Origin of the sequence: Paenibacillus solisilvae, from assembly GCF_042656405.1 — a bacterium.
GTDB lineage: Bacteria > Bacillota > Bacilli > Paenibacillales > Paenibacillaceae > Paenibacillus_Z > Paenibacillus_Z solisilvae.
The window spans coordinates 148,154-174,193 of the sequence record NZ_JBHSOW010000043.1; the positions used below are offsets into that span (position 1 = coordinate 148,154).

Consider the following 26,040-nt stretch of genomic DNA (forward strand, 5'->3'; position numbering starts at 1 on the left):
CCTCTGAGTGCGGAATCGTCTTCACCAATATGCGGAACAAAAAAGTTACAACCCGCGGCAGCAAGCAGCAAAAGAAAACCACCAAGTACATTTCTCATTTCTGAGAATGGCACCGGTGGCGTGTGGTTTGCATCCTGATCAGCTTATCAGCTTACTTCTGCTAAGACAGGTCCTTTACTTATTCCCGATTGCCGGTAATGACTTCCCTTCAATAATCAACTGCACGCCTTCCTGGCATACACCATAGGACTCCCAAGGACATGTGCTGCAAATGTGACTGATATCCGAAGGTACAATGTTCGTAGTGACCCTCTCACATATCTCTCCCCAGCTGCCCTGATTGCCGGGTTCAAGCCCCAGCTTCAACAAGACAGCCTGATCTTGCAGATATACGTCGCCATTGCAGTGGTTCGGTTTATCCGGCGGGTAAGCCTGGCAGATGTCATCCGGTCCGATGACGATTTCGATCCTTGTGTCAGGCTCCGCTCTCAAGGTTTCATAGATCCCGGTCATATTGACGCAAAACGCCTCGGAATATCCCATCCCGCGATATCCGAGTAAACAGAGCAGATGATGTCCGCGTAATTTAATTGTCATGTCACTCTTCTCCCTGTCTGCCATTCAACTCATACGCTAGTCATTTTCATTCGGATTGAATCCTGATATCCCGTTTCTTCCATTCCGATTGTAAATAGGCTTCTGTAATTCCAAGTGCGGAAATCTCTGATTTAGGGACTTGTTTATAAGGAAATTTGGCGATGATATCGTGTTGAAAAGGAAATAACGAAAGGACCAGAGTTTCACTGTTTTTCCAGTTCACATGAATCTTATCCTTATGATCCATAGGACTGCCCAGACCCCCGGCGAAGAATTTATATTGGCTGACAGGCGAGCCGGGCTCTTCCATGCACAGAAACAAAGACAGCTCGTCACAGAATAACAGCAGGTTTAAATAATGCTTTAATTGGCTGTCTTCACGTTCAATCGCAAGTTTATCTGCAAGATATCCTTGTCTATCGTATTCGGATTTCAAATATTTTAAGCATTCATTGCTATGAAGCCGTTCGAAAAGTGTCGTATAGAGCAGGCTGCATAACAGCGCTGCAAATTTATTTTGCTCTTGAACCTCATCAATCCCTTTTGTATAGAAGGTAAATCTGGGCTGAAGCGGAAAATCCAGAAAAGAATAGGGACAGTGATCCCGGTCATTCCATAAAGGTGCACTGTCCAAATCTATCCACCCCCGATCATGCTCCCTTGCTGCAAATAGAAAGTCGTTTCTTCGATCGTCTTGAGCAGCAAACCTGTTATCCAATGCTGCTGCAAGGTCTCCAGAGAGATGAGCGTGTTCATGCTGAGTAATCATAATAAAATCATGCTGCCTCTCATAAACAATCATCTTAGCTTCACCCTCCTCCTTTTTTATTATATTACCATTATTAATGGCATTAATAATCAAGAAATCCTATCGGCCAAAAAAGGCTCATGGGTGATTCTCCCACAAACCTTTTCGCCTTGCATAGTGTCCGTTTCTATATTCAAGGATGGAGCGGGATCTTGGCAGCGCTTATCGATGCAAAATGGGCTTGAGCTCCGCTATTACGGTTTCCAGCTGGTGTACGCAATCTTCATACATCCGTTTGGATTTCTTGCTCTTGGCCGTCACGCCAAACGACTCTAAATCTGCTTCGCACTTCTTGAGTACGGCATATAAGGCCGCCTTCTTTTGAGGCACCGGCACACTGATTTGATCATTGTATACATCTACAGTCAGCTGCCCATATGCATCTACCTGACCGAGGAATACCTCTTCAAGGAGCACAGCGATTTTATCCAGCTCAACCTTTATCCATTCACGGGTTAAACCGAGTGTAGCAAGCGGCTCGTCAATCATCTTCCCATCCATAATCACCGTTTGAGGCTCCTGCTCGGGCGAAACCTGGATCCCCAGATGCGACGGGGTTAGCGATTTATGTTCTCTTGTGAGCAGCACATTGACTTGACCGCTTGATTCCATTAACGCAAATTCAACGTCTGCCACCCGGAATACATTTCTGCTCCGCAGCTGCTCCAGCAGTTCGTCAGCAGTCAACCGTTCCTTCTTCAAATTTTCTTCCATCACCTTGCCGTCTTTTATTAAGACCGTTCCTTTGCCATCAATAAGATCCCGCATTTTTTTGCTCTTCAAGGTCAGCAATTCAATGCCATAAGAGCATGCGACCCAAACCAACAAGGAGACAATGCCAAGAAACCAGGTCGATTCGATGTCTAACGATATATAAGCGGTCAAACTGCCGATTGTAATCCCAGTTATATACTCGAATAAAGAAAGCTGAGAAATTTGCCGCTTTCCCAATATCTTTGTCATGATGAATAATACGATGATGGAAACTAAAGTACGCAACGCAACCTCAATCCATTCCGGCATATCATTAAACCTCCCGTAAATCGTTATATCCATTATTTCACCTATAAGAAACCATCAGTCCTCTAACTGTTTCCCATCATTAGAAAGGTCTTCAGGAATTGGATGAATTTTATGAAACGAAGAATCGTATTAATTGCCATCATTATGAATAGTTATCCGTCGTTAGCGCTAAACTAACCTTGATATCAACCTATCTTAATTAGGCGGTGTTGGTCTTGACGGTAACATCTGATGTAAAAGCATGTCTTGCTGCTTTGAAAGGGGCGCAAGCCAGCTTAGAACTTTTTGCCTTGGAGACAGAAAATCAATATGCCAAGTCGAAGTTTGCACATGCCGCTCAGCAAACCGACCTAGTTGTTCAGAAGCTGCAATCCCGGTTGGGGCAGCTTGAACAGGATGAGTCCTGATCTATTGCGCATACCAGCATGGATATCGGCTGCAAAAAAACACAACCGATACAAAGATCGATTGTGTTTCTGATGGCTGTATGAACGTTCTATAACCTTCCATATGCCTTAGCATAACGCCTGATCTTCCTGAATATCGAAGGATCGGACAGTTTTCTGAAAATATACGGATCCGGGCGGGTATTAACCTCAAGAATCCAAGGCTTGAGCGTACTGTCCAAGCCGACATCAACGCCGACTTCACATACGCCCGGGAATCTAGCCTTCATGGCCCGACCGGATGTTACACCCATATTCTTCAGCTTCTGGATGGTCAGGTTGTATTTGCGTTTATTGCTAAGACTGCCTAAAAGCCTCGATACAGGGGTCGGAGTTCCGCCGCTGTGATAATTCGTGACGATTTTTCGCGGGGCGGCGACCCGGCCGATGATTCCGGTTGTCTCCCATCTCTTCCGGAGATTAAGCTGCGCCATAATGCGCAGGTCGAATCTTCGGCCTCTGTATTTGAGCAAATGAATCCCCTTCTGAATGAGGTAGCCTCTGCCCCTCGTCTCCTTCTGAATCGCGCTGTACATTGCATTTAGACTTTTGTATGAGCGTTTGCGTGTTAGAATTTGAAAATGATATCCTGCTGCGGTTTTTTCAACCCGCATGACCCCGTTTCCACCAGTGCCGCTCACCGGCTTGACATAGACCATCTTAAATTGCTGAAGCATTCTGAGCAGTTGAAGACGATTAAGCCTGACAGTCTTCGGGACAAACTGCCGAAGCGACTTATTACGAAGTATGGCTTCTGTTTTTCTCAATTTGCTTCCAATATATTGAGGCATGGACTAACCTCCCTGAAATCATCATGATCTTCCTTGAACAGTGTATGTGGAAGATTGCTGACGGTCTTAAAAATAGGCGGAGATCCCCGGCTTTACCTTGCCGTAAGTTTATAGGATTGCTCGCCTTCAGCGGCCTTGGCCCGTTTCACGACCCGATAGTTAGCTCCGACTACTCCGGCTGAAGATTAACCCGGTTGAAGGATGCCTTGAACAAATATAACGACACATCGATCATTCACCATGCGGAAGTCTATTCAGGCGTTCACACTCATATTCGATTACCGGACTCACTTAACATTGCAGCTCTGCTTGAGAAACTGAAGAAGAAGCATATTTTGCTGGAATCGCCCAAGCAGCATTTTTCCGGCAGCTTAGCGAACATGAATATGATTTAAGATTAGTGTAACCAGGGTTCAAGAAGACCAGATTGAGCAGGGGATCGAAATCATCTTCAATGAAATCAAACGCATGCTGAGATTGCCTTCTTCTTAACATTCAATAGGTGCTGAAATCCGGCAGCTCATCAAGCGTGATCACATAGCTCGAATCCAGGACTTTTTGGATATGCTCCTTCGTATTTTGCTTGCCGTCATTGATGAACTCTCCGCCCCAGGTACAGTACCAGCTCCAATTGGCCTGAAGCTTAGTCAGCAGGTCCGGATCCGGTATCGGTCCATTCTCAGCCATCGCGACGAGCTTCTTATCTTGAACAAGCTTCACCAGATTCTCATACCGGTTAATATCCGGACTATAATCGCCTGCTGCCGGATAGGAATCAACACTGATGATATCTACGGTATCATCACCCGGATACCAGTCGGGGGATTCTGAATTCCAGACCCAGATCAGATTGTTCAGATGATGAACGTTCGTTAACCGGTCATACAATAGCTTCCACAGCTGCTTACAAGGCTCAGGACCTTTCGCCCCCCACCAGAACCATCCGCCTTCCGCCTCGTGAAGGGGCCGCCAGAGTACGGGAATCTTGGCATCCTGCAGTTTCTTTAACTGCTCCGCAATCGCATCCATATCTCTTAACAGGAGTTTGTAGGACTTGGAATCAGGATCCGCCAGAGCATTCTCAAGGTCAAAGGTTGTGGCCTCGGTATAAAAGCCGCTGCTCCAAGGTTTTTCCCCGGAATCGATAAGGTCCGTTGGAGCATTCCAATGCCATGTAAAAGCGGCAATACCGCCTAGATCATGCCAGAGCAATGCATTATCGATCTCCATGGATTTAGCTCCGTGCTCCACTCGTGACGGAGAATAGTCCATCATATCAAAGCCAACGATGGCAGGAAGCTTACCGTACGGCTTCTTAAGCTCAAGTGCATCATTTAAGTTCTGCTGTCCAGAGAGGATGCTCGTTCCATAGCTGTCGACCAGATAACGCTGTAAGGCCAGCGCCTCAGGTGTGGCATTCGGATTTACGAGGCCCTTGACCACCTGATGCTCTTGATTCTTTGCCGCGTTTGTGATTTTGACATAATCGATATCGTACCAGCCCCACCCTGTGTTGAAGGTAATCGTATTCTCTCCTCTATTCAAGGCGATTTTTCCAGCTGATACTTCCGTAAATCCTGCCGTCTTCCTCAGATTGACACTGCCAAACGCTATCCCATTCACTGCTAATTCGGTGTCTTTATCCCCACTCGGGCCATTATATCCGACAATCAGCTCAAAAATATCATCAGCAGGCGCTGTGACAGGTATCGTGACTGAATCCCCAGGCTTCTTAAATCCGGTTACATAGCCGCTGCCCGAGAATCCAGCCGGCTGTTTGCCGATGGTTAGATCTCCTTGTAACTGACCGCTCTCCGCTTCAAAAGTCATAGGTATGGCCGTCTCCGCAGCTGATGTTCCCTTTAATGATTCAGCCTCCGTCACCTCAGCAGGTACCGATTCCTTCGCTAACAGGATCCCTACGATTACAGCCGCTGCAGCTAAAGAAAGCGTTATCAAAAGCAGGTGCGTTTTTCTCATTTGCATTCTCCCCTAGGCATTTAAGAATTCATGACTTATAAGGGGAGTATAATTAATTGCTAACAAGTTGTCACTAATTTTATTTAAATTAGTTATTATAATGACTAACAAAATAATAATGCTGAGCTTAACGGAATTTGTTTGTCTTCTCGTCAATATAGATGTCCAATGCTTTAATTCCACGATGCGCAAGCTTTATTATCATAACGAGTGCATATACGCCTAGAATCAGGAGAGACAAATTCAATAGAAATGCGATTCCAGGAAAAAGTCCATACCATACTCCAACTCCGCTAAACATTACAAATCTTCCTTTCCAAATAAGTTTCTTTTATTGAGTCGCCCCACTTTCTATTTCCATTATCTTACTATATATCTAGGTATTTTACTATTGTTCGAAAATTTTCATGAGCTGAAAAAAGGAGCATTTTCGTTGTTGAAGAATTCTGAGAGGACTGGCCATCCCGCTCGGAATGGCCAGTTGATGTGTCTGATCATACCTATTAGGCTGTAAATCCGCCATCCATAACCAAAGTTGCACCCGTTGTAAAGGAAGATTCGTCAGAGAGAAGGAATACGATTCCCTTGGCAATTTCTTCGGAATCACCCATTCTATTCATTGGAATAATATCAGTTAAATGCTTGATAATGGATGGCTCCAAACCAGCTGTAATTTCCGTCGTTGTCGGCCCCGGGGCAACAGCGTTTATCCGGATGTTCTGATTTGCAAATTCCAATGCAGCCGATTGGGTCAGTGCCTGAGCTGCAAACTTCGAGGAACTGTATGGACCTGATTTGGCCATGGACCGCAGACCGTTAATGGAAGACACATTCACAATGGCTCCTCCGCCTGTTTGCAGCATATGCTGAATTTCATTTTTCATACTGGCAAAGACACCAATGACATTCGTCTGAAACACTTCCTCCAGATCTTTGATTTCCGTATCGATCAGCGATGTCGGTATTCTGACTATACCGGCATTATTAACTGCCGCATCCAGTCTTCCATATTTATCCACGATCCAATGAATACCCTCTCGAATACTTTCTTCACTGTTAACATCCATTTTCAAATAAACGGCTTCCCCGCCTTTTGCAGCTATTTCTTCAACAACTTCCTGTCCCATTTGCTCACGGCGGGCTGCGACAATAACCTTTGCTCCTCTTTCTGCAAGTAATATCGCTGTGGCTCTGCCAATGCCGCTTGTTGCGCCTGTCACTAACACGATTTTGTTTTTCAAATGAATAACCTCCGTTTTTATAATTAGAATCAACGTTCTATCTAATACATGTAAAAAAAATGTTATCCAACCTGTGTTTTTAAGAAATTGGAAACGATGCTTTACATTGGCGAACTGGATAGACCGAATGTTCATTCTAGAATTAGAATCATTTAAATTCGATTTATTAGGTTTGTCGATCCCTCAGCATATCATGACTTACATGCCTCTCACCTCCCTTCGTTATCGAAATTGCATATCACAGCATGCTTCTTCAACTTCGCAAAACCGATTTCCAAGCAGATGTAATAACATGTTGAACCGCATCCTCAGTTAGCTCGATATACTTCTGTAAATCGGCCTTAACCAAATAAACGATGGAGCCATAATGCATTTGCACTAACAATTTGGGTTCCATATCGATGAACAGCTTTTGCTCGATCGCTTCTGAATAAAGCTTCTCAACGGGATTGCACCAGCCTACCTTGTAGGCTTCCAGCTTCGATTCCTCATATATATATGGAGAAAAGGAATATTGTTCAATAAATTGAAATCCTTCCGGATGTTTCATGCTCACCCCGATAATATTTTCCCACACTCGGCGAAAACGTGCTTGAACAGGCTGATTGGCATCAATGTCCTTCATTACAACATCGCCGGTAAACGTAACAATTGCTTTGTACAGTTCATTGATTATGTCTTCTTTGCTTTGAAAATAGTGATAGATGCTTCCCGTGGATACCTTGGATTCTTTGGCGATCAGAGACATCGAAGTAGCCTGCAGCTCTTTTTGATTGATGATACGCAGTGTCGTTTCCAAGACGGCTCTTTGAACTTTATTGTATCTCTCGAACATCATATTCCCCCCTTGATTAGATGATATGTTTTATAAACCGAATGTTCATTCTAGTGTAATTGAAACGTATCGGAATGTCAATTTAACGACGACGATCCCTTTTATTATTTACGTTCGTTATATTCTTAACACAAAAAAGACGCCTCTCAGCGCCTTTAACGTATGGGTATGGGTATGATTAGAACATCATTTTCCTTATATAGTCCATCGTAAATTGTACACCCTTGCCGCCAAGCTCTCCGTGCCAAACATCTGAATGCGGCTCGATACTGAGGCCGGCATCGTAGCCTTTACCATAAAGAATCGCCATGAAGGTTCCCCAATCTGTTTGATCCAAGCCCGCCGGAGGATCGTCAAAACGCTGCCCATCAATGATAACGGACCCTTTAATATGGACATGGCGGAAACGCTGGCCCCAATCACGCGCTTCCTTCAAGTAATCCCTGCCGGCGTAACGCGAGTGGGAAGGATCGTATTTGATGCCAAGCTGCGGCAAATGCCCGTGAATAACCGTCCAAGCCATCTCATTATCTACAAAGTTATTCCATGAGCAGTTATAGGCGGATACTGCAACGCCCTTTGCCGACGCATAATCGATGAGCTTGCTGAAATAGGCAATTGCGAGCGTTGCATTCTCATAGTAAGACAGCTCAGGAACATAGTTTACGCCGCATACGAAATTCGGGCATCCAAGTTCCGCCGCTGCATCAATGAGACGGTAGGAGATCAGAAGCTCCTCCTCCACGACCCCCGCTTTGGTAATCCGTTCGGAGCCCCAGCGTCCGACTGAAGCAACCTTTACCCCTGTCTGCTCGCTTGCTTCCTTCAGCGCTGGTACGCTGGCTGCGAAGGCATCGACATCGGATCCGATATTAATACAGAATTCCAAAAACTCAAGCCCCTTAGACTTCGCCTCCTGAAAACGAGAGGCTTCTGCTGAAGCAATAATACCTAATTTCATGTGAACTCCTCCTATTTGATGGCTGCAGTGCTTTCCTTTTACAGGGTCTGACACATTCTTTATTCGAAAACGTTTCGGATTTGATTTTATAGTCTTACAAAACTGCAAATGTTGTCGTTTATTAGGCCGATAACAGGAATGTTGTCTTATGTATCATTTTTTGAGCGGACGCAGTCCACCTCCTCCAAAACGTTTTGGATTTCTCTGATTTTGATTATAAAACGTGATGTAAGCATTTGCAAGACTTACTTTGGAACACTTGCTTGTGATTGATTCGTTTAGGAAAAAGAGTGGCATCTCAATTCCGCCATACCGATTAAATTATGAACGTTGAATATTAAATTCCGTTTCTCCAGCCAAATGAGCCGCAGCTTGTTCAGCTTCTTGGAAGGCTATACGTATTTGATACGCCTCTTTAAACGAGAAAAGGAACGAAATAAGGCGGCCATCCCAACCGGGATGAGCCGCCGTTTCAAGTTAGCTTGAATTGTTTTCATAATAACAAGGTTGTTTCTAATGAGACAGGAGAATGGCTGGTCTTGAGCCTCCCCTTCTATTATTTAAACCCTCGTTTAGCGAAGAGCTTAACCGATAATCTGGCGCTCCAGAGCGAGAATCCCACGAACAGCAATGCCCAGCAAATCGCCGGAACATAAGTGGCATGACTGAGATTGGCTGCGTCTCCTGCAGCTTGCGGATTTTGAATGGAGATCGAGAATAGAATCAGTGTGCTGATGACCGACTCTACCAGACAGATGAAAGCAATGAGCAAATAATAGCCTCTCAGCAGCCAAGGACGTGAAAGATAACAGATAAAGAGCGTTAGCAGCGCAAATCCGCCGCACCACAACATGCCGTAGCTATTCCGGACAAACAGCGAAACCCCCAGAACGGCAGCAGCAGCGACCGCGATGAGTCCAGCTTTTTCCTTCTTATATGAATACAGGAAAAACAAGAGAACCGCGAACAAAGCGGAGCCGAAATATCCCGCGAGCGAGATCGGTATAGACTTCCATGAACCGGTGTAGGCTGAATAAGTGACTCCGCTCTGATCCGCATACAGATTAATGAACCTCACATCACCCGATAGCAGCAAGGTTGCCAATCCATGAGACAGCTCGTGGACAAGCGTATCCACGTTTCGGAAAAATTCGGAGAACGGTATAAACCGTGTTAAGAATGCCGTAATAACGAGGACTACAGCTGTTTTTAACCAAGATTTTATGATATTCCCCTCCTCTATTCTATCTGATCTATTATACCTCAGCCGGCCGGGCAGCTACTAGGAGAGCCTAGAAAATAGCGGATCCGGAAAAACTTAGAAGACGCCAATTTCCTCTAGCAAATCAGAGAAAAGGCTCTTGCAGCACCAGCAATAGCCAATACGGATCCTATTAGTTTCTCATATAATAGATGATCTGGAGAAGTAGATTGTAAAGGATGATGAAGAATCTATGACTTGTCAAATTGGATGGGTGGTTATTGTTCATAATGAAGGTACGATTATTTTTGGTAATGCCACCAACTTGCCGCCTCCTTCCGGAACTTCAAATTCCAATAATGGAACAGGGAATGCAGCTGGCTCTGGCGCGGAAACTACCGGAAACGGTACAGTAACCAAAACCCGGTCACGCAAAAAGCGAAAATAAGCACCGGCAATTAGACAAGCAGTGAAATAGAAACTCTGAATAACATCATATCCTTTATTCTATGCTGATCAATCAACCACAATACAGTAGTCCTGGCACAACCAGTACCGCTAACCAGCTCATAATTGCGGCACCCTTTTACTTGTAATTATCCAACATATTTTTCCCAATTCTGATATTGTGCCAGGTAAACGCTTGGCATGCGAAAGAGGGCTCCCTGACTTAGGGAGCCCTCTGCTGCTTATTAAATTACTGCTGAAATTCGCTATATTGATCGAAAAGAACTTCATGAATAACGAAAAGGATGCAGTCTCTATTTGAGCTTCAGGATTAGCCCGCTTCCTCTTTTCTTGCCCACGTACATCTTTCACCGTCTTTAAGCCCTAGTGACGCTCGAATCATCTGCTCGACTACCGAATAATCCGCCGGGTTTTCCCGATTGAAGTTCATTCTATCGTATGTAGGCGATACCCGGTTGCACATGAAACGCGGAACCCCAAGCTCATTGTCAGATGGAGCGTGGTACAGGAACGGATGGCAAATGACCAGATCTCCAGGCTCTCCGGTCGTTTCCACGACTCGCAAGGAATATCCATCCGGATCTTCGTAGGCTGTATTCATAAATTTAGCCAGATGTTCTCTATTGGATTTCTTGTCCTTTGAGGTTGCATTATTATAGATATCGTTAGCCGCTTGTTGGTTCCTGCCTGACAGCTCTGCGAGCCAAGGATGTTTATTGCATTCGCGAATCGCTTCCCCAAGACCAATACCTTCCTCGTGTTTCGCCAGCATCTTCGCAACGATATTATGGGAGCCCTCCGCGACAAGCGTGCCTGATCCACCCTTGCGGACGCTGGAGAATAAGCAGACTAGAAGCAGTCCCTGCTCCCAGCTGTCCAGATAATGTCGGAAATGACTTCCGTCGTAATGCCAGCCGCCAGGAACCTCTGGACCAAAGTTAATGATGAAGCCGCCCCAGCTGACATTATGCCGGTCTTGCCCGCACTGCCAGCGGCCCTCGCCGAGCAGATCTTCGATCGCCCCCGTGAGGCGATCCGAATTAAGGCCGTCCGTCACCGGATTGACATAGTCTCCGAGCCGAACGACAGGCTCTGTCCAGCTGCTCGGATCTTCCTTATTGAACCCGCGCTTGGCCAATTCATCCCAGAGGAAATCTTGCACCTTCAGAGCCTCTTCCCGCGGATAAGCTTGCTCTACTTTTACCCAACCTTTTTCTCTAAAATGCTGGACCTGCTCATTTGTAAGCACTTTGGGCAACCGAAACCCTCCCTTAAGACATTTGGATGAACACAATTGATAAATGCTACGTTCAGGACTCTAGCATTGCCTCGCCTAGGACGGGAATACCAATGAGCCGTGATTATTGCGGAAGGCATTGGTCGCAGGCGTGAGCGTATTGAAATTGCCCTGACTGTCAACACCGTTTGAAGTCCATGGCTGCACACCCTGCCATCCATTCGTATAGCCGTTTTCATAGTCTTGGGTAAGTGTATGACCGGATGTACCGTTGCCTGGCGTTTCACCTATCATTGCCGGCTTGCTTGTTTCAAGCCCGAAAGCAGACGGCGTCATATAGAAAGGGACACCCCAATACTGTCCCATCCAATCGTAATAATGCGGCGAATAGAAATCGACTTTCGCGGCGGCGTTATTGACTTTAGCCTGCAGGGCAGCATTGCTGATTTTGTTCCCTTGAGCGCCCGAAGCCGTATCGCTGTTGTATTTTATCATGGCCATGCCGACCGTAACCAAAATATTACTGTTCTGATGAATGCCAACCGCGGCTTTGGCGAAATAGGTTTGCAGCACATCCCATGAGAGATTGCCGTTGGCCGCATCCTCATAGATCCAGTCTGGCTCGTTGCACAGGTCGATCGACCACAAATAAGGATTGGACTTGTAACGGTTAACAAAAGGGATTATATAATTGTTTACAAAAGAGTCGATTTTGGCATTATTTGTAATCATATTGCGCCAACTCATATAATTCGCATGATTGTTCTTAAAATGGTCAAACGAAATTAAAGTGGCCATAATATAGATCCCTTTGCTCTCTGCCAACTGGAACAACGTGTCAAGATTGCTCCAATGCGCCGCGGTAGCACCGGATACGGTTCCATCGGTTGAAATGTTGATGCCTGTCTCGCCATTGCATGTAATCCAAATTCGCGTTTCATTGACACCGTTGTCGTGCAAAGCTTGGAAGTGGCTGCTCCACCATGCAGCATCAAAACTGCCGCCGAAATCATTCCATGAATTCCATGGTGTATTCGCGCCGTTGAACCAGATCCGCTTTCCGCCCGCCATAAACTGCGTTCCCGACACTGTAACACGATCCCCAAAAGCCGCATCGGCTTTCGGCGGAGTAACGAGTAGCATCATTGCCAACAACGACATGACCAGAATTACAGATAACATTTGACGGCTATAGACCATTTCAACAATCCCTCCTCATCAATTTGCAGATCAACAAACGGTTGAACAACATCCGCTCTATTTTCCCATCCATCACCTCCCACTTCGGCATCTTTATTCCAGGTTTATGTGTTCGATAGCGATCTGGCCGGATTTGACGTCTACGAATGGCATCCCGCCCTTCATCCCGGCAATGCCGTATCCGCTGGCCGTACACAGAAAGCTGCTGTAATCCCCGGCTGCTTTCGGCGACATGTACAGCGTCCGTTCGCATGCATCATAACGGATACCGCTCCACCCCTGAAGCAGTCCATACGAAGCCATTGCCCGCGCATACCAGTGACCGCATTCATACTCGTTGAACGGATTGCGCGCGCTGCCGTCATATCGGTCGCGGCAAGTCTGCACAATTTCCAGCCCTTCTTCTACGCAGCCTAACGAGATCAAATGGGACGCAACCTGATATTCAATACCCGTCCATACTTCGTTGCTGTATACGAACGGCAATGCCAGCCGTCCTCCCTTCGGCCAAGTGCACAGCAGCAAGCCGCCTTCATTGCCAAGCGCAAATCCGGGTCGCTGCGGATTGGCGTGCTCAGATAAATCGCGTTTCAGATTATAGGTATACACGCTGAGCAGGTGGCTTCTGACTTTTGCGCGATCCAGAATATCGCCGAGCCCGCACATTTCGGTTAACCAAGCGCCGATGACACCATCGGACAAGCAGCCTTGACCGTATTGATATTTTGGCCCCTGCTCCTTCATAAGCGCTGCCGCTTCAGAGGAATAATTAACGTTCCACGCCTGTTTGCCGGTAGTCGGCGAAGGCGCTCTAAGTCCCTCCCACTTGATCTTCTGCTCGAAATACTCCCCGTTAAACAGTTCATTCTCCAAATAATCTCTGCCTCTCCGGTATACCGTTTCGTATACATCGGCATTGTCGTCGCAGGCTTCAGCCATGCGGGAAGCGGCCTTCAGCGCACCGAGATAGATCGACGAGCACATCCCGTCAGGACCCCAAAATTCGATATCATACGTGTTGTGGTGAGGTTCGGCGAGAACGCCGGTCCCATCCGGATCCCAGGTTTCCATACAGAAGCGCAGACTCTGTTTTGCTTTCGGCCAAATTGCCCGCAGCCATCCGATATCGCCGCTGATCCGCCATTCCCGGTACACTTTCATAATCCCGCCCAGCTGACCGTCGGCAGCCGCATGAAAGTCATGATCGGCCGGCTGGATCGGCAGCGGTACTCGAAAATTCTGATGTCCCCGCTCATCCTGGCCTTCTTCAAATTCAGTTGCGCGAATACTCCGCTCCAATTCCGGGAACAGATGAGGAAGCGCCTGCGCATAGTTCCACACATGTGTGCATGTGCCATGACAGCTGCCTCTCGTATCCTCACTCCCTTCCCAGCCCCAGAACCTTCCGTCGATTTGCCTCAGAACGGTTGGCGACTTCAGAATGGACAAATTCGCTGCAGCGGCTTCTACCGCTGCTGCCGGCATTGTCGTACCATAGAAGCTGTCGGTGAACGCACAGCTCTCTTCACGCAATCGTGCATAGCTGCGGGTCCAATAAGCTGATACGGCCGATATGTCTTCAAATCTCCCCGCATACCACGGTTTGTGGTACAGCGGCGCTGCATGAACCCTGTCCGCACCCTCCTGCTGCGAAGAAGCGGGAATTCCGACGTTCAAATTCGATTCCGGCACGAACCAGGAAAGCATCAGGCGGACCGTTTGACGCTCATGCGGCAGCAGCTGAAGAGGCACATAAATACTTGCTCCCGGGCTCGGCGCTCCATTGTCGACCGGCGGATTCTCACGCCATTGCCCGGATTCAACCGCATTCCAGACCATCGTAAGCGAGTCGAACCAGCCTCCCCTGAACCAGGCGCAGTCCACTTTTGCCTGAAGGTGATCCGTAACCGCGCTGAACGCTCCCCGCTTCCACGGCTGATCTGCGATCGGCGGCTGATCCAGCACAAAACCGTTCTCCGAATCTGCCCGCAGCACACGTTGATTGTTTGCGCCCTCTGCCGCCATGAAATGAGCCGCATGATAAGAATAGACGAGTTCAAGCGGCTGATCGGTCAGGTTTGCAAAAGTAAATTCCAGCCCAGCCGCAGGCAAGCTGGAATCGTTGGCATTTAGCGGAATGAACGGGCTCCAGCCGGAGATTGTCACAGCTACCGGCACCTTGGGATCGCGAAGTTCCGCTGTTCCGAAGGGGAAACGCGCTTGAAAACGGCTTTCCTTGAACCGCGGCAGCCCGTAGTGCTTGCCGTACAGCCCATTCCCCGGCCCGTTAGAGTCTTTCGATCGGCTGCTGAATATTTTCCGTTTCGGCACAGGTCCTTCCAGCACTCTGGCAATGACACCGTCCCGTCCTTTTACGCTGATCGCGGAAAATACGATCGGTTCATTCGTCGTATCCGGTCTGTGATGCAGGGAGAAATGCGACATCGCACCGGTGCCCTCCAGGCAGAACATGCCTGCACCAATTCCCCCCAGCGGAAACGCAACATGCGAATTTCGGCTGCTCTTATAAACCCCGTTATAACGCTTCTGGTTCACACTTGTCCCCCCATGCTGAATTCATTTATTCTTTCACTCCGCCAAGCGTCATTCCGGCAACGAAATATTTCTGCAGAAACGGATAGACCAGCATGATCGGCACCGTTGCAACCAAAGTAATCGCAGCCCGGATCGAATTCGGCGTAACGACGATTTTATTGTCACTGCCTCGGACGAATGCCGAATCCGCCGAAACGCTCAGGCTGGCAGACTGCAGCTTTTTCATAAGCTCATACTGCAGTGTGCTTAGGTTAAGATTAGAAGAATTATAAAGAAAGGTATCGAACCAGTTATTCCATTGGCCTACTGCCACGAATAAGGAAACGGTAGCGATTACAGGCATACATAAGGGCAGTACAATCTTAATGAAGGTCCGGAATTCTCCGGCGCCGTCCATTCTTGCCGATTCGATCAGGCTGCCTGGCAAGCCGTTGATAAAGGAGCGGATGACGATCAGGTTGAAGGCGCCTACAATGCCCGGAACAATATAAACCCAGAAGCTGTTCGTCATATGCAAATGCCTGATGAGCAGATAATTCGGAATCAGTCCGCCGTTGAAATACATTGTAATGACGAACAGGATCGTAATAAATTTACGGAATACATATTCCTTGCGGCTGATGGTATAGGCCAGCATCGCCGTACAAAACACGCTGAGAATTGTTCCGACCGCCGTTCGAAGCACGGAGATCAAAGCGGCATGATAAATAATGCGATCGTTAAATACAGACTTATAATTGAGCCATGTGAATTGCCTTGGCCATAAATAAATACCTCCGCGCGCCGTATCTACAGCCTGATTCAAGGAAACGGCAAGAACATTAAGGAATGGAAACAAAGCAACGACGATGAGTAAACCCATCAGTAAATAGTTCGACCAATCAAACAGCTTGCTGCCAATACCGAATGCATCGCTTCGGTTTTTCATCAACTTGTTCACCTTCCTACATCAGTCTTTCCTGGCCCAATCGCTTGGCGGCGGCATTCGCACCGAAGAGCAGCACAATGCTGACAACGCTTTTGAATATTCCGGCTGCTGTAGCAAACGAAAACTGACCCAAATTAAACCCGTATTTCAACACAAAAATATCAATCGTTTCGGCATAATCGACAACGAGACCGTTTTGCAGCAAATACTGCTGCTCAAACCCGGCATCCATGATGTGCCCGATGCTCATAATGAGCAAGATAACGATAATGGGGCGTATTCCTGGCAGTGTAATATGGAAGATTCGTCTGAACCGGCTTGCACCGTCTATACTTGCTGCCTCATAGAGAGAAGGATTGATCGTTGACATCGCAGCCAAATAGATGATTGCGCTCCAACCGACCTCTTTCCACACATTAGACAATCCGATGATGCCCCAGAAATAATGAGGAATGCCGATCCACATGATAGGCTTATCAATAATATGTAAGGAAACTAATATCGTGTTGACCGGACCGTCAATGGACAGCATGGAAAGCACTAGACTCGCGCCTACTGTCCAGGATATAAAATGAGGCAGGTAGCTGATGGTCTGTACCACACGCTTAAACATTAAACTCCGAAGCTCGTTCAATAGCAAAGCCAAACCGATAGCAGTCACGAACCCAAGCACCAGGTTGATGATGCTCATCGCAAGCGTATTGCGCATGACCCGGAGGAAAGCGTCGTCAGCAAACAAAGCCTTGAAATGGTCCAAACCGGCCCATTGCTGATCAAACATGCCAAGCGCCAGCTTATAGTTCTGGAAGGCCATCAGCCATCCCCAAATCGGAACATAGGCGAACACAACGACATAGATGACAAATGGAAATGACATGAATATCAAGGCCTTCTGACTGCTGACTTTCTTGAAAAATCTCATCCCAGCGGGCATCCCGTTTCCTTCCCTTCTTTGCTGCATTTGAAATAAGGAGAGCAAAATGCACGCTTGAATCGCGTACATTTTGCTCTGCACCTGGATGGCGATTACCAGTTTTCTTGACGATATTTAACGGATTCAGTCAGTTCGTCGATCCAGCTCTTCGGATCAAGCTTATTCATTTCCGCAACATATTCATCCCAGGATTTGTTGAAATCATCCTTCGTTTTGGACACAACCATCTGAGTGGCATATTTTCTGAGCAAATCATTGGATTTCTGCTCAAAAACCTTCGCCTTGTCCGAAAGATCGACACTATAGAGCGGGAAGTATTTTCTGGCCAGATTCGGCGGCGAGAACATTTGCTCGTATGTTTTAACGCCATAGTGCTCCAAAATTTCGCGATCGATATCGGAATAGCTGGCTGCAACAATCTCAGGCTGTTGATTCGGATTGTACGCATTGCCATCCGGTCTTGTCCCCACAGCGTCAGGGAAAGCCCCGACAGCTCCAAAGCTCGCTACAAAATCTTTATTGCTAAAATTAGCAATTTGCTCCGGCGTACGGTAGAATCTTCCGTTTTCGTCTACCTTGTAATCTTCGCCTTCCACGCCCCACTTATTGAGGAGCTGGATTTCATCGCTCGCCATGTAGTCGGCGAATTGGATAGCACGGACAGGATCCTTACAATTGATCGTAATTCCGAAACCAAAGCCATAGTTCATTGTCGGAACGTCCATGTAGTCGTCTTGGATGCTGCTGTCAAATGTAATCGGCACCGGTGCGAAAGTCCGATTGAATTTCTTCTCTGTTAACAAAGCATTCGTCGCGTTGCCGAATTGCCAAGCTTGATCGTACATGCCGAGTACGCGCCCACTCGCCAGCTTGGCGATGTATTGATCATAATTGGCTACGAACGCTTCAGGATCGATCATGCCTTCGCTGTACATTTCCTGCAGCTTGCCCCAATACCGCTTGGAAATGTTTTCATCCGTTTGATAGAAGCTCAGCTCACTTGTTCCTGGTTTTACCATCGCCTTCGAATCGTTAGGTCCACCAGCAAGAAATTGCTGCGCTGTCGTTAACGTGAATATCCTCCAGTCATCGGTCAGAATATCGAATGGAATCGTCTTCTGGCCATCGATTTCCGGATGCTTCGCCGTATATTGCTTCAGGACATCGACATATTCGTCGAACGTGCGGATTTTCGGGAAGCCCATATCCTTCAGGACATCTTTCTGAATCCAGAAAGCAGCGTTCATAGAACTAATCGGTTTACCTGTTGGTGCTCCGAACGGAATGGAGTAAATATGCCCGTCTTTATTTGTAATCCGGTTAAAGTAAGGCTCATAAAGCCTCTTGATATTCGGAGCATATTTCTCTATTAAATCTTCAAGCGGTATAAGTGCTCCAGCATCCACCAGCTTACCCATTTGATTCTGACCGTAAATCAAATCAGGGTAATCGCCGCTGGCAATCATAACGCCCAGCTTCTGGCCGAGATCACCTACTACATTCTCATACTTGATGGTTACGCCGGTTTTCTCTGTAATCATATCCGCAATCTTTCTTTTCTCAGGCGGGTTATCTCCAGGATCTCCGAGGAAATAAGAGAATGTAATCGGTTTGGTGTCCGATTTTGCTTGCCCAGCCGATTCGTTATTTTGCTTCGCGACATTCGTTTGTTCCGCTTCGGCATTAGGCTGTTCATCCGTTTTGCTGCTGCAGGCAGTCGATACGACCGACATGGCCAAAAGTCCGGCAGTTAAGACTGTAAGCGGTTTTAGCTGCTTCAAAATATTTCCCCCTCTGATTGGTATGTATGTAGTATAAATGTAATCGCTTTCTTCTGAATCCCTGTAAAGCTGTGTTCCTACCCCCAAAAAACTAACCAGTCTCCCATCCGGTCATTTGTTTCTCCCTGTATTGCGTCGGCGTCATACCCGCCAGTTTTTTGAACTTATCCATAAAATAGTCCTGATCCGCATAACCGACGTTACCGGCGATTTCATACACCTTCAAATCGGATTTCCGCAGCAGCAGCTTCGCTTCTTCGATCCGGACTTTATGCAAATAATCTTTGAAATGCAGACCGGTCGTCTTCTTGAACAGTTGTCCCAAATAAATCGGATGGATATAATTCGCTTTTCCCATTTCCTTGAGTGTAATCGGCTCCCTATAATGCTCCCGGATAAACTGCTGGATCTCGCCGATTACGCCTGACCCGCTCAGATTCCCGGACTTGCCGCTGACTGTAAATCTTTTGTCCGACAGTACAGCAGCATGACAGGCCATTACCGCAGTACGGTAAGAGGAACGCAGCGACTGCAGCTCCTCAACCTGCTCTCCAATGTATAAATAAGGTTCGGGCAGCGTATCGGCCTCTGCACAGCCGGAAAGGCTGACGTTCAGCTCATCCGCCAAAGAGCCCCAATCATCGCCGATTTCCCGAAGCGCCGGACCTGAGAATACCATCCCTAGATCCGAACCGTCTTCGCCCGGTAAGGCGACGGCGATAATATCTGGTTTCATAACATCCAGCATAGAAATGACCTGATCCCGAAATTGCCGATGAAAGGCCTCATGAATTGAAATCCCGACATAACGATAAGGTCCTTCCCATACAGAGCCCATTAATTCCGGCAAACGGTCATTTTCCACGGCAGCGGTCAGTCCGATCAGTGCCTTAACCGCCGCCTCCTTGAATCTCTTCCGTTCATCCTTCCTGAGTTCTTCCGCTGTCTTCTTCAGCAATGCAATCAGCTCATCTTCGTCTACTGGTTTCAGTAAATAATCGGTAACTCCATAGCGGAGCGCTTTTCTCGCATAATCAAACTCGCGATAGCCGGATAATAGAATGAACTTTGGTTTTGGCCAGCCGCTTTCGTTAACCCTTCTGATGAGCTCCAGACCATCCATCAGAGGCATTTTTATATCCGTTATGACGACATGCGGGTTATGCGCCTCGATCATCGCAGCAGCTTCCGAACCGTTCTCCGCCTCACCGCAGAGCATATATCCATGCGTCTCCAAAGCCAGCAGCCGGATCAAACCTTGCCGGATCACCGGTTCATCTTCAACGATAAGTAAGCGATACACCATTTTCATCCCCCTCGCTTTCGGAAGCTTCCGCCATCAAACACGGCAGTTTTATGTAAACCTTCGTACCGGAATTCAGTCGTGATTCGATATGAAAATCGAACCTGTCTTCATAAATTAACTTCAGCCGGTTATAAACATTAATAATTCCGATGCTTCCTCCTGACTCATAGCCAGAGGCAAGACGGCCAACTATCGACTCGTAGGTTTCCTCCGTCATTCCAATGCCGTTATCTGCGATATAAACGTACAAATCCCCCCCATAATGTTGACAGTCGACAGTGATAGTGCCCTGCCCGGATTTCGCTTCCAAACCATGGATGCAAGCGTTCTCAACAATGGAGAGAATACTCAGCTTGGGTATTTTCCGGCCCAATGCCTCTTCTGCGACTTCTATTCTGCAGCTGAATTTATGGTGAAACCTGTACATTTGGATTTGCAGAAATTCATGAATGAAATTAATTTCTTCCTGAAGCGGTATCAAATCATTCTCCCAATGCAGAGAACGGCGGAAACTTTTGGCCAGCAATTTAATAATCCTTGCCGTCTCGTCCTCCTGCTTGATGACGCAATGCATGCGGATGGCTTCTAAGGTATTGAATAAATAATGGGGATTGATTTGGCTTTGCAGCGCGTTTAATTGTGCCTGCTTATGGGCGAGTTCCAGCGCTTTTTTCTGAATGTCCGCTCTGTAAACGTCCTGAATCAAATTTTTCATGTGGACCGTCATACGGTTGAATTCCAGTGTCACCTGCCCCACCTCGTCTTGATCCTGCTTATGATCGATCACTTCGAAGTTTTGATTTTTCAGCTTTTTCATATGCTTCAGAAGCCTGACAAGACGAGTCTGCAGCGAACGGGAGATCAGCACAATGACCAGCGTAGGAATCAGTAAATTAACGATCACGAGATCATAGACGATTTTTCTGGATTCGAATAATTCGCCGAGCACAACCTTCTCCGGAAAAAAGCCGACGATGGTCCATCCCCCGACATAGAGCGAATCCGAAAGGTTTGTTTCAATCCTAATGTTTCCTTTCTGCGCGAGCAGCTCATTAATCGGAGTCCTGCCGGTAGAGTAGATCACGTTGTTTTTACTGTCCAGCAGTGCGATTTCGCCTTGGGTGCTTGGTCTGTCGAATATGCTTTGTAACGTCTGAAAGCGGAGATTGATCTTTAGGATCGATTCAACCTTTCCCCCGTCCTTGAAATAATCAAGCTTCCGAATCAGGCTCAGCGGCGCTGCCGCTGGCATATCCGGCTGTGACGGAATCGGATAAATCAACAGCTGGTTCCGGCTTTCCGCAAGCTGCTTGTACCATTCCGATTCACGGACAGAGCGGTCCAGCACCCGCAGGAAATCCGAATAAATGATTGTATCATTCTGGGAATACAATTCTATGGCTTCTATTTGACTGTAGATGGAAATGAAGCTTCTGAGCGGCTTCCGGATATCCTCATAATAGGTATAGATAAAATCCCCCAGAGAACCGTAGGACTTGCTCAAATCGTCATTGAATACGCTGTCCGTATACAATACGGACGAAACTTGCACGGCCCCGTCGACCGCCTTGCGAAATTCCTCTTTCATGCTGTCCATTGTATAGGAGAGGTCTTTTACCTTCTGCTGCTTCACATTGCTCGACACCGTAGCATAAAACAGCGCATTGGTCAGCATGACCGGAATGAAAATGGCGAGAAAGTATAACAGCAGCAGCTTGTTGCGAAGCCGGATGTTATTCAGTCTTAGGAGTCGAATCATTGCCCTTACGCACCTTCCTTGCGGATAAGATCATTGCCATAATTCATTTTGCGCATTTTGTAAGTTTACAATTTCTATATTTTTGTAAGCATTATGCTGATTATGATATATCCAACTGCATTTTTTGTAAACAAAACTTTCATTTCGCCCCATTGAAATTTAGGCATTTCATTCACAATTACAATTTTTTTTTACATTTTATCGAGTTTGTTTATTGACAAAATGTTTGGCTACCCTAGAATGAGAGGAGAGATGATCAAGGAATAAAGGATTTGATGACAAACGTGAGCAAAAAAATAACGACCAGCGATATTTCAAATCGTTTGGGTATTTCCAGAAACACCGTCTCCAAGGCGCTTAATAATCATCACGGCATTACGGAAGAAACCAAAAGAAAAGTGATCGAGCAAGCCGTTGCCATGGGCTATAAAAAAGTGAAATTGCCTAGCTTGGACGATCCGCCCGGGACTGTGAACCTGGCAAAAAGCATTGCATACGTAACCAAGAGCCATCTGCATGTCTCAGGCTTCTGGATGAATGTGATGCGGGGCGTCGAACAAATCATCAGCAGCAGCGGATATGAAATGAAGCTCAGCTTTATTAAAGAAGAAGATATCCATTCGCTCGGTTTGCCCCACATCTTGGGTAATGGCATAGAAGGCTTTATCGTGGCAGGGAGTATAACCAAGCTGTATACCGAGAAATTGATTGATTTGCCATTGCCTAAGGTGTTTATCAACATTAATCCCGATATATCGCTTTCCGAATTGAATGCAGACGTCGTTTTCATGGAAAATGAAGACAGCATGTTCCGCATCACCAGGCATTTGATTCAGACTGGTCATTCTGACATCGCTTTTATCGGCGACATTTCATCCTGCAGAAGCTTTTTGGAGCGCTGGCTTGGCTTCCAAAGAGCCGTCCTTGAAGCAAAATTAACCATTGATCCGAACCATTTCATCATTTCGGATAGCACGGATAACTATCAGAGCTACGAAGATATCGTTCATTCGTTGTCCTCAATGGAAAGACTCCCTTCCGCTTTCGTTTGTGTCAATGACAGGACAGCGCTCCACGTCATCAAATATTTGAACGAAATCGGCAAAAGGGTTCCTGAAGATATCGCCGTCTCCGGTTTCGATCAAATCAATGAAGCTGAATTTTTGGGGTACACTTTAACCACCGTTTCCAACGACGAATATCAATTGGGGGTTCGCTCAGCCGAACAATTGCTGCAGCGGTTGAAAGATCCGGATCGTCCATATGAAACGGTGCGTTTGTCTACCAAGGTTTTTTTTGGGGAAAGTACTCGTTCAAGATATAGTGCAGGTCTATGATCCAGACGGCAATGCGTGGGAGAACTTAGCGTACATACCTTAATATGATGCTAAAAAGAAGAGGGCTGCCAATTGGCAGCCCTCTTCAACTTAGTCCCACTATTAACTCTTCTTCTCCTCCGCGTCCCCATCAATTAATTCCTTCGTCCCTTTACGGAACTCTGAGAACGTTGAACCGATCGCTCTGCCAAGCTGAGGCAGCTTTGATGGACCGAACAGCAGCAGCCCGACAAGCACCAATAGCAAGAGACCTGTTGCACCAATTCCAAATGGCATATTGTGCACCCCCAAAGTGATGATTTGTTTAAAAATTAACCAGTAGAGCCGTTACGTACATGACAATCAGGCCGAGCGAAACGCCGGAGAAATTCGTCCAGCTGACGGAAGGAATGCTGTACCTTTGCGATTCCCGGATAATCATTTTGCTGATGACGTAAATGACTTGAGCGATGGCTCCGGCACCGATCCCAAAGAACAGCGCAGCAAGTGCATCATTGAACACGAATCCACCTGTCCACGTTCCTATAATGGCCGGAGCCCCTGCTATACAGGCCAGAGCGAGAAACGTCTTCCACGTCGGCCGTTCCTTCAAGAGCGGTGAAGCAATTCCGACTCCCTCCGTCACGTTATGCAGCGTGAATCCTATAATAAGAAACGCTCCAAGCCCGGCTTCTCCAGCTGCAAAAGCCGCACCGATTGCCAGCCCTTCGCCGAAATTATGAAGCCCGATTCCGCCGGCGATCTTGAATGCGATCCGTTTACCGTTATTCTCAAGCTCCTTCGTTCTTCGGCTGCCGCTTTGATCAACAGCAAGCAGGAATAGAAAGCTGAGCAGCGCCCCAAACCATACGAGGCCTGTTCCCTGAAATACTCCCGGCGCTTCCGTACCAAGCTCTATTCCCTCTTGAATCGTATCGATAATGAGAAAGAATAACAAGCCTACCGTGAATGCGAGTACAGCCTGCATTCCTCTGGTTGAGAAGCGCCGCATAAACGGGAACCAGAGCAGTCCTAAGCCGACTGGAACAATTCCGACATAGAAGCCGATTAAAGCATACTGCATGAACCGATTGGCATTCGGCTCCGGCGTTTTCATTGCTGCAGCTACCTCGCCGGCGAATATCAATCCGTTCGTTGTAATCACCCGAATTTCATGAGGATCCCCCTCCACCCAAGGATAAGGAATGGTGATCGTTGCCTGTTCAAATCGCTTCAGAGTCGGATCGGGATCAAACTCTGCATTCCAGAACGCATCGTCTACGACGACCTGTGCAATCGTAACCTCTTTCGGTCCCGAATTGAGCACCCTCACTTTGAATCCGTTGTCCACCAACGTAATTCGCTCAAAGTTAATCACTTCTATAGGAGCGGCCTGCTGCTCCTTCACACCTGTGCCTAACTGAGTAATAACCGTAATAATAATAGCCAATACAACGATAGGCGCAATCCCCCAGCCCCACAATTTCCAACTGCCTTTCAACGATGGCGTTTGACTCATGACTGATGCCCTCCTTTCAATGAACAAGTATTATTCAACCTCAAAGAAACCCATCCAACCGAGTTCTGTAAATTCACTTTGATGCGCATGAAACATATATTTTCCAGGTGCTGGAAAAGTAATTTCCACAAGCCCTCTTTCGCCCTGGCATTGCGTAATCGTATCCGTAAAATACGGGCGTGCCTCAGGATCTGCACCAGTTGCATAATAGTGAAAATAGCTGGCATGGAGATGAAAGGAATTAAGTAAATCAAACTCTGTCATGTTGCTGATATAGAGCCTGATCAGTTCGCCAGCCTTTACCTTGATCGGTCTGGACATATAGGCGAAAGCGTATCCGTTGACGGTATAAACTTCATTCTCACCATCAAGATCCAAATCAAAGCCGTTCATGACCATCGTGAATTCCTTGGCCGGTTTCCGCGGAATTTTCGGATCAATAATGAAATTGCCATACAACCCTTTGTGAATATGTCTGGTAAACGGCTGAACGTGGCAATGATAGACCTGCATGCCCGCTGGTTTGGCCTCAAATTCATAAATAAACGTTTGGTTTGGCATAACCGGCTCCAAACCGTCCATATTGGTCGGGTGAATGCCATGGAAGTGAATAGAATGCGGATGTGTAGAGCCGTTCCTGAAGGTAACGCGTACGATGTCTCCTTCCGTGCAGCGTAAGGTAGGACCCGGAATTGTGCCATTATAGGCCCACCCAGGGAACGTAATCCCCTTCGCAATTTCAATATTCCAATCGGCTGCAATCATTTCATAATCCCGGACGGTCTTTCCATCTGCACGCGTACTCACTTTGCCGTAATCAAAATTGGTTAAAGCTTTAACCGCATTCTCCAAGCCAACCGAAGACTCCGAGCCCGGGTCGAAGCCATGCGCCATTCCTTGATGGCCCTGGTCCTTCAATTTATGATGCGTATCCTGTTTGGCAGAAGTATGTGCGTGATCAGAGAATGCGGTTGCCGAACTGAAAAAGGAACTGCCAATCACGCCAAGTAAGCCTGCAGCCCCAGCTTTTAAAACACTCCGCCTTGAAATCTTGTGATTTTGATCTAACATTCAGAAACCCTCCTTCTATTTCTTGATCCAAGACAAAAAAGTTTACCCAATGCAAAAGTATAAGCAAAAAAAACTTATTTTC

At 46.9% G+C, this 26,040-nt stretch carries 24 protein-coding genes; 3 read left to right on the forward strand and 21 right to left on the reverse strand.

What is annotated here, in order from left to right:
- Positions 1-174: 174 nt before the first annotated feature.
- The 3 genes from ACFPYJ_RS12975 to ACFPYJ_RS12985 form a co-directional block, all read right to left on the reverse strand.
- A complete protein-coding gene (locus ACFPYJ_RS12975; protein ID WP_379188566.1) occupies positions 175-597 on the reverse strand; it encodes a DUF1284 domain-containing protein in 423 nt (140 codons plus the stop codon).
- A 46-nt stretch (positions 598-643) separates the two neighbouring features.
- Positions 644-1,399 (reverse strand): DUF3891 family protein, encoded by a 756-nt coding sequence (locus ACFPYJ_RS12980; RefSeq protein WP_379188567.1) that lies wholly within the window; start codon positions 1,397-1,399, stop codon positions 644-646.
- Between the two features lie 168 nt (positions 1,400-1,567).
- Positions 1,568-2,428, reverse strand: coding sequence for a DUF421 domain-containing protein (locus ACFPYJ_RS12985; protein WP_379188568.1), 861 nt, complete (start codon positions 2,426-2,428; stop codon positions 1,568-1,570).
- 215 nt (positions 2,429-2,643) lie between these two features.
- Between ACFPYJ_RS12985 and ACFPYJ_RS12990 the strand changes: the two genes are divergently transcribed.
- On the forward strand, positions 2,644-2,835 hold the full coding sequence (locus tag ACFPYJ_RS12990; RefSeq protein WP_379188569.1) for a DUF1657 domain-containing protein: 192 nt from the start codon (positions 2,644-2,646) through the stop codon (positions 2,833-2,835).
- Positions 2,836-2,924: 89 nt separating this feature from the next.
- Here the strand turns inward: ACFPYJ_RS12990 and ACFPYJ_RS12995 are convergent, their stop codons facing one another.
- A complete protein-coding gene (locus ACFPYJ_RS12995) occupies positions 2,925-3,665 on the reverse strand; it encodes a YheC/YheD family protein (RefSeq protein ID WP_379188570.1) in 741 nt (246 codons plus the stop codon).
- A gap of 206 nt (positions 3,666-3,871) precedes the next feature.
- Between ACFPYJ_RS12995 and ACFPYJ_RS13000 the strand changes: the two genes are divergently transcribed.
- Complete coding sequence (locus ACFPYJ_RS13000; RefSeq protein WP_379188571.1) at positions 3,872-4,060, forward strand: hypothetical protein; 189 nt, start codon at positions 3,872-3,874, stop codon at positions 4,058-4,060.
- Between the two features lie 100 nt (positions 4,061-4,160).
- Here the strand turns inward: ACFPYJ_RS13000 and ACFPYJ_RS13005 are convergent, their stop codons facing one another.
- The 14 genes from ACFPYJ_RS13005 to ACFPYJ_RS13070 all read right to left on the reverse strand — a co-directional run bounded on the left by ACFPYJ_RS13005 (position 4,161) and on the right by ACFPYJ_RS13070 (position 22,052).
- Positions 4,161-5,645, reverse strand: coding sequence for a glycosyl hydrolase (locus tag ACFPYJ_RS13005; protein ID WP_379188572.1), 1,485 nt, complete (start codon positions 5,643-5,645; stop codon positions 4,161-4,163).
- A gap of 127 nt (positions 5,646-5,772) precedes the next feature.
- A complete protein-coding gene (locus tag ACFPYJ_RS13010) occupies positions 5,773-5,946 on the reverse strand; it encodes a hypothetical protein (protein ID WP_379188573.1) in 174 nt (57 codons plus the stop codon).
- 202 nt (positions 5,947-6,148) lie between these two features.
- Entirely contained in the window at positions 6,149-6,886 is a 738-nt protein-coding gene (locus ACFPYJ_RS13015) for an SDR family NAD(P)-dependent oxidoreductase (protein WP_379188574.1), read from the reverse strand.
- 253 nt (positions 6,887-7,139) lie between these two features.
- Complete coding sequence (locus tag ACFPYJ_RS13020; protein ID WP_379188575.1) at positions 7,140-7,721, reverse strand: TetR/AcrR family transcriptional regulator; 582 nt, start codon at positions 7,719-7,721, stop codon at positions 7,140-7,142.
- Positions 7,722-7,899: 178 nt separating this feature from the next.
- Entirely contained in the window at positions 7,900-8,682 is a 783-nt protein-coding gene (locus ACFPYJ_RS13025) for a sugar phosphate isomerase/epimerase family protein (RefSeq protein ID WP_379188576.1), read from the reverse strand.
- A 556-nt stretch (positions 8,683-9,238) separates the two neighbouring features.
- Positions 9,239-9,961 (reverse strand): M50 family metallopeptidase, encoded by a 723-nt coding sequence (locus tag ACFPYJ_RS13030; protein WP_379188606.1) that lies wholly within the window; start codon positions 9,959-9,961, stop codon positions 9,239-9,241.
- 700 nt (positions 9,962-10,661) lie between these two features.
- The gene (locus tag ACFPYJ_RS13035; RefSeq protein ID WP_379188577.1) at positions 10,662-11,609 is read right to left on the reverse strand and encodes a phytanoyl-CoA dioxygenase family protein; all 948 of its coding nucleotides are present in this window, start codon (positions 11,607-11,609) and stop codon (positions 10,662-10,664) included.
- Between the two features lie 75 nt (positions 11,610-11,684).
- A complete protein-coding gene (locus ACFPYJ_RS13040; RefSeq protein ID WP_379188578.1) occupies positions 11,685-12,788 on the reverse strand; it encodes a glycoside hydrolase 5 family protein in 1,104 nt (367 codons plus the stop codon).
- Positions 12,789-12,881: 93 nt separating this feature from the next.
- A complete protein-coding gene (locus tag ACFPYJ_RS13045) occupies positions 12,882-15,344 on the reverse strand; it encodes a GH116 family glycosyl hydrolase (protein ID WP_379188579.1) in 2,463 nt (820 codons plus the stop codon).
- 25 nt (positions 15,345-15,369) lie between these two features.
- Positions 15,370-16,272, reverse strand: coding sequence for a carbohydrate ABC transporter permease (locus ACFPYJ_RS13050; protein WP_379188580.1), 903 nt, complete (start codon positions 16,270-16,272; stop codon positions 15,370-15,372).
- A 16-nt stretch (positions 16,273-16,288) separates the two neighbouring features.
- Positions 16,289-17,149 carry an ABC transporter permease gene (locus ACFPYJ_RS13055; protein WP_379188581.1) on the reverse strand — a complete coding sequence of 287 codons (861 nt, stop codon included), beginning with the start codon at positions 17,147-17,149 and terminating at the stop codon, positions 16,289-16,291.
- 149 nt (positions 17,150-17,298) lie between these two features.
- Positions 17,299-18,987 (reverse strand): ABC transporter substrate-binding protein, encoded by a 1,689-nt coding sequence (locus ACFPYJ_RS13060; protein WP_379188582.1) that lies wholly within the window; start codon positions 18,985-18,987, stop codon positions 17,299-17,301.
- A gap of 91 nt (positions 18,988-19,078) precedes the next feature.
- Positions 19,079-20,293 (reverse strand): response regulator transcription factor, encoded by a 1,215-nt coding sequence (locus ACFPYJ_RS13065; RefSeq protein WP_379188583.1) that lies wholly within the window; start codon positions 20,291-20,293, stop codon positions 19,079-19,081.
- The gene (locus ACFPYJ_RS13070; RefSeq protein ID WP_379188584.1) at positions 20,268-22,052 is read right to left on the reverse strand and encodes a sensor histidine kinase; all 1,785 of its coding nucleotides are present in this window, start codon (positions 22,050-22,052) and stop codon (positions 20,268-20,270) included. Before ACFPYJ_RS13070 ends, ACFPYJ_RS13065 begins: the two co-directional genes overlap by 26 nt.
- 284 nt (positions 22,053-22,336) lie before the next feature.
- On the opposite strand from ACFPYJ_RS13070, the gene ACFPYJ_RS13075 reads away from it, so the two are divergent.
- Complete coding sequence (locus tag ACFPYJ_RS13075) at positions 22,337-23,389, forward strand: LacI family DNA-binding transcriptional regulator (protein ID WP_379188585.1); 1,053 nt, start codon at positions 22,337-22,339, stop codon at positions 23,387-23,389.
- 102 nt (positions 23,390-23,491) lie between these two features.
- Here the strand turns inward: ACFPYJ_RS13075 and tatA are convergent, their stop codons facing one another.
- The 3 genes from tatA to ACFPYJ_RS13090 are packed head-to-tail and all read right to left on the reverse strand — an operon-like array spanning position 23,492 to position 25,958.
- Positions 23,492-23,665: a twin-arginine translocase TatA/TatE family subunit gene (gene tatA / locus ACFPYJ_RS13080; RefSeq protein ID WP_379188586.1), complete on the reverse strand. Its 174-nt coding sequence runs from the start codon at positions 23,663-23,665 to the stop codon at positions 23,492-23,494.
- A gap of 28 nt (positions 23,666-23,693) precedes the next feature.
- Complete coding sequence (locus tag ACFPYJ_RS13085) at positions 23,694-24,887, reverse strand: ZIP family metal transporter (protein ID WP_379188587.1); 1,194 nt, start codon at positions 24,885-24,887, stop codon at positions 23,694-23,696.
- 30 nt (positions 24,888-24,917) lie between these two features.
- Positions 24,918-25,958: a multicopper oxidase domain-containing protein gene (locus tag ACFPYJ_RS13090; RefSeq protein WP_379188588.1), complete on the reverse strand. Its 1,041-nt coding sequence runs from the start codon at positions 25,956-25,958 to the stop codon at positions 24,918-24,920.
- Positions 25,959-26,040: the final 82 nt, after the last annotated feature.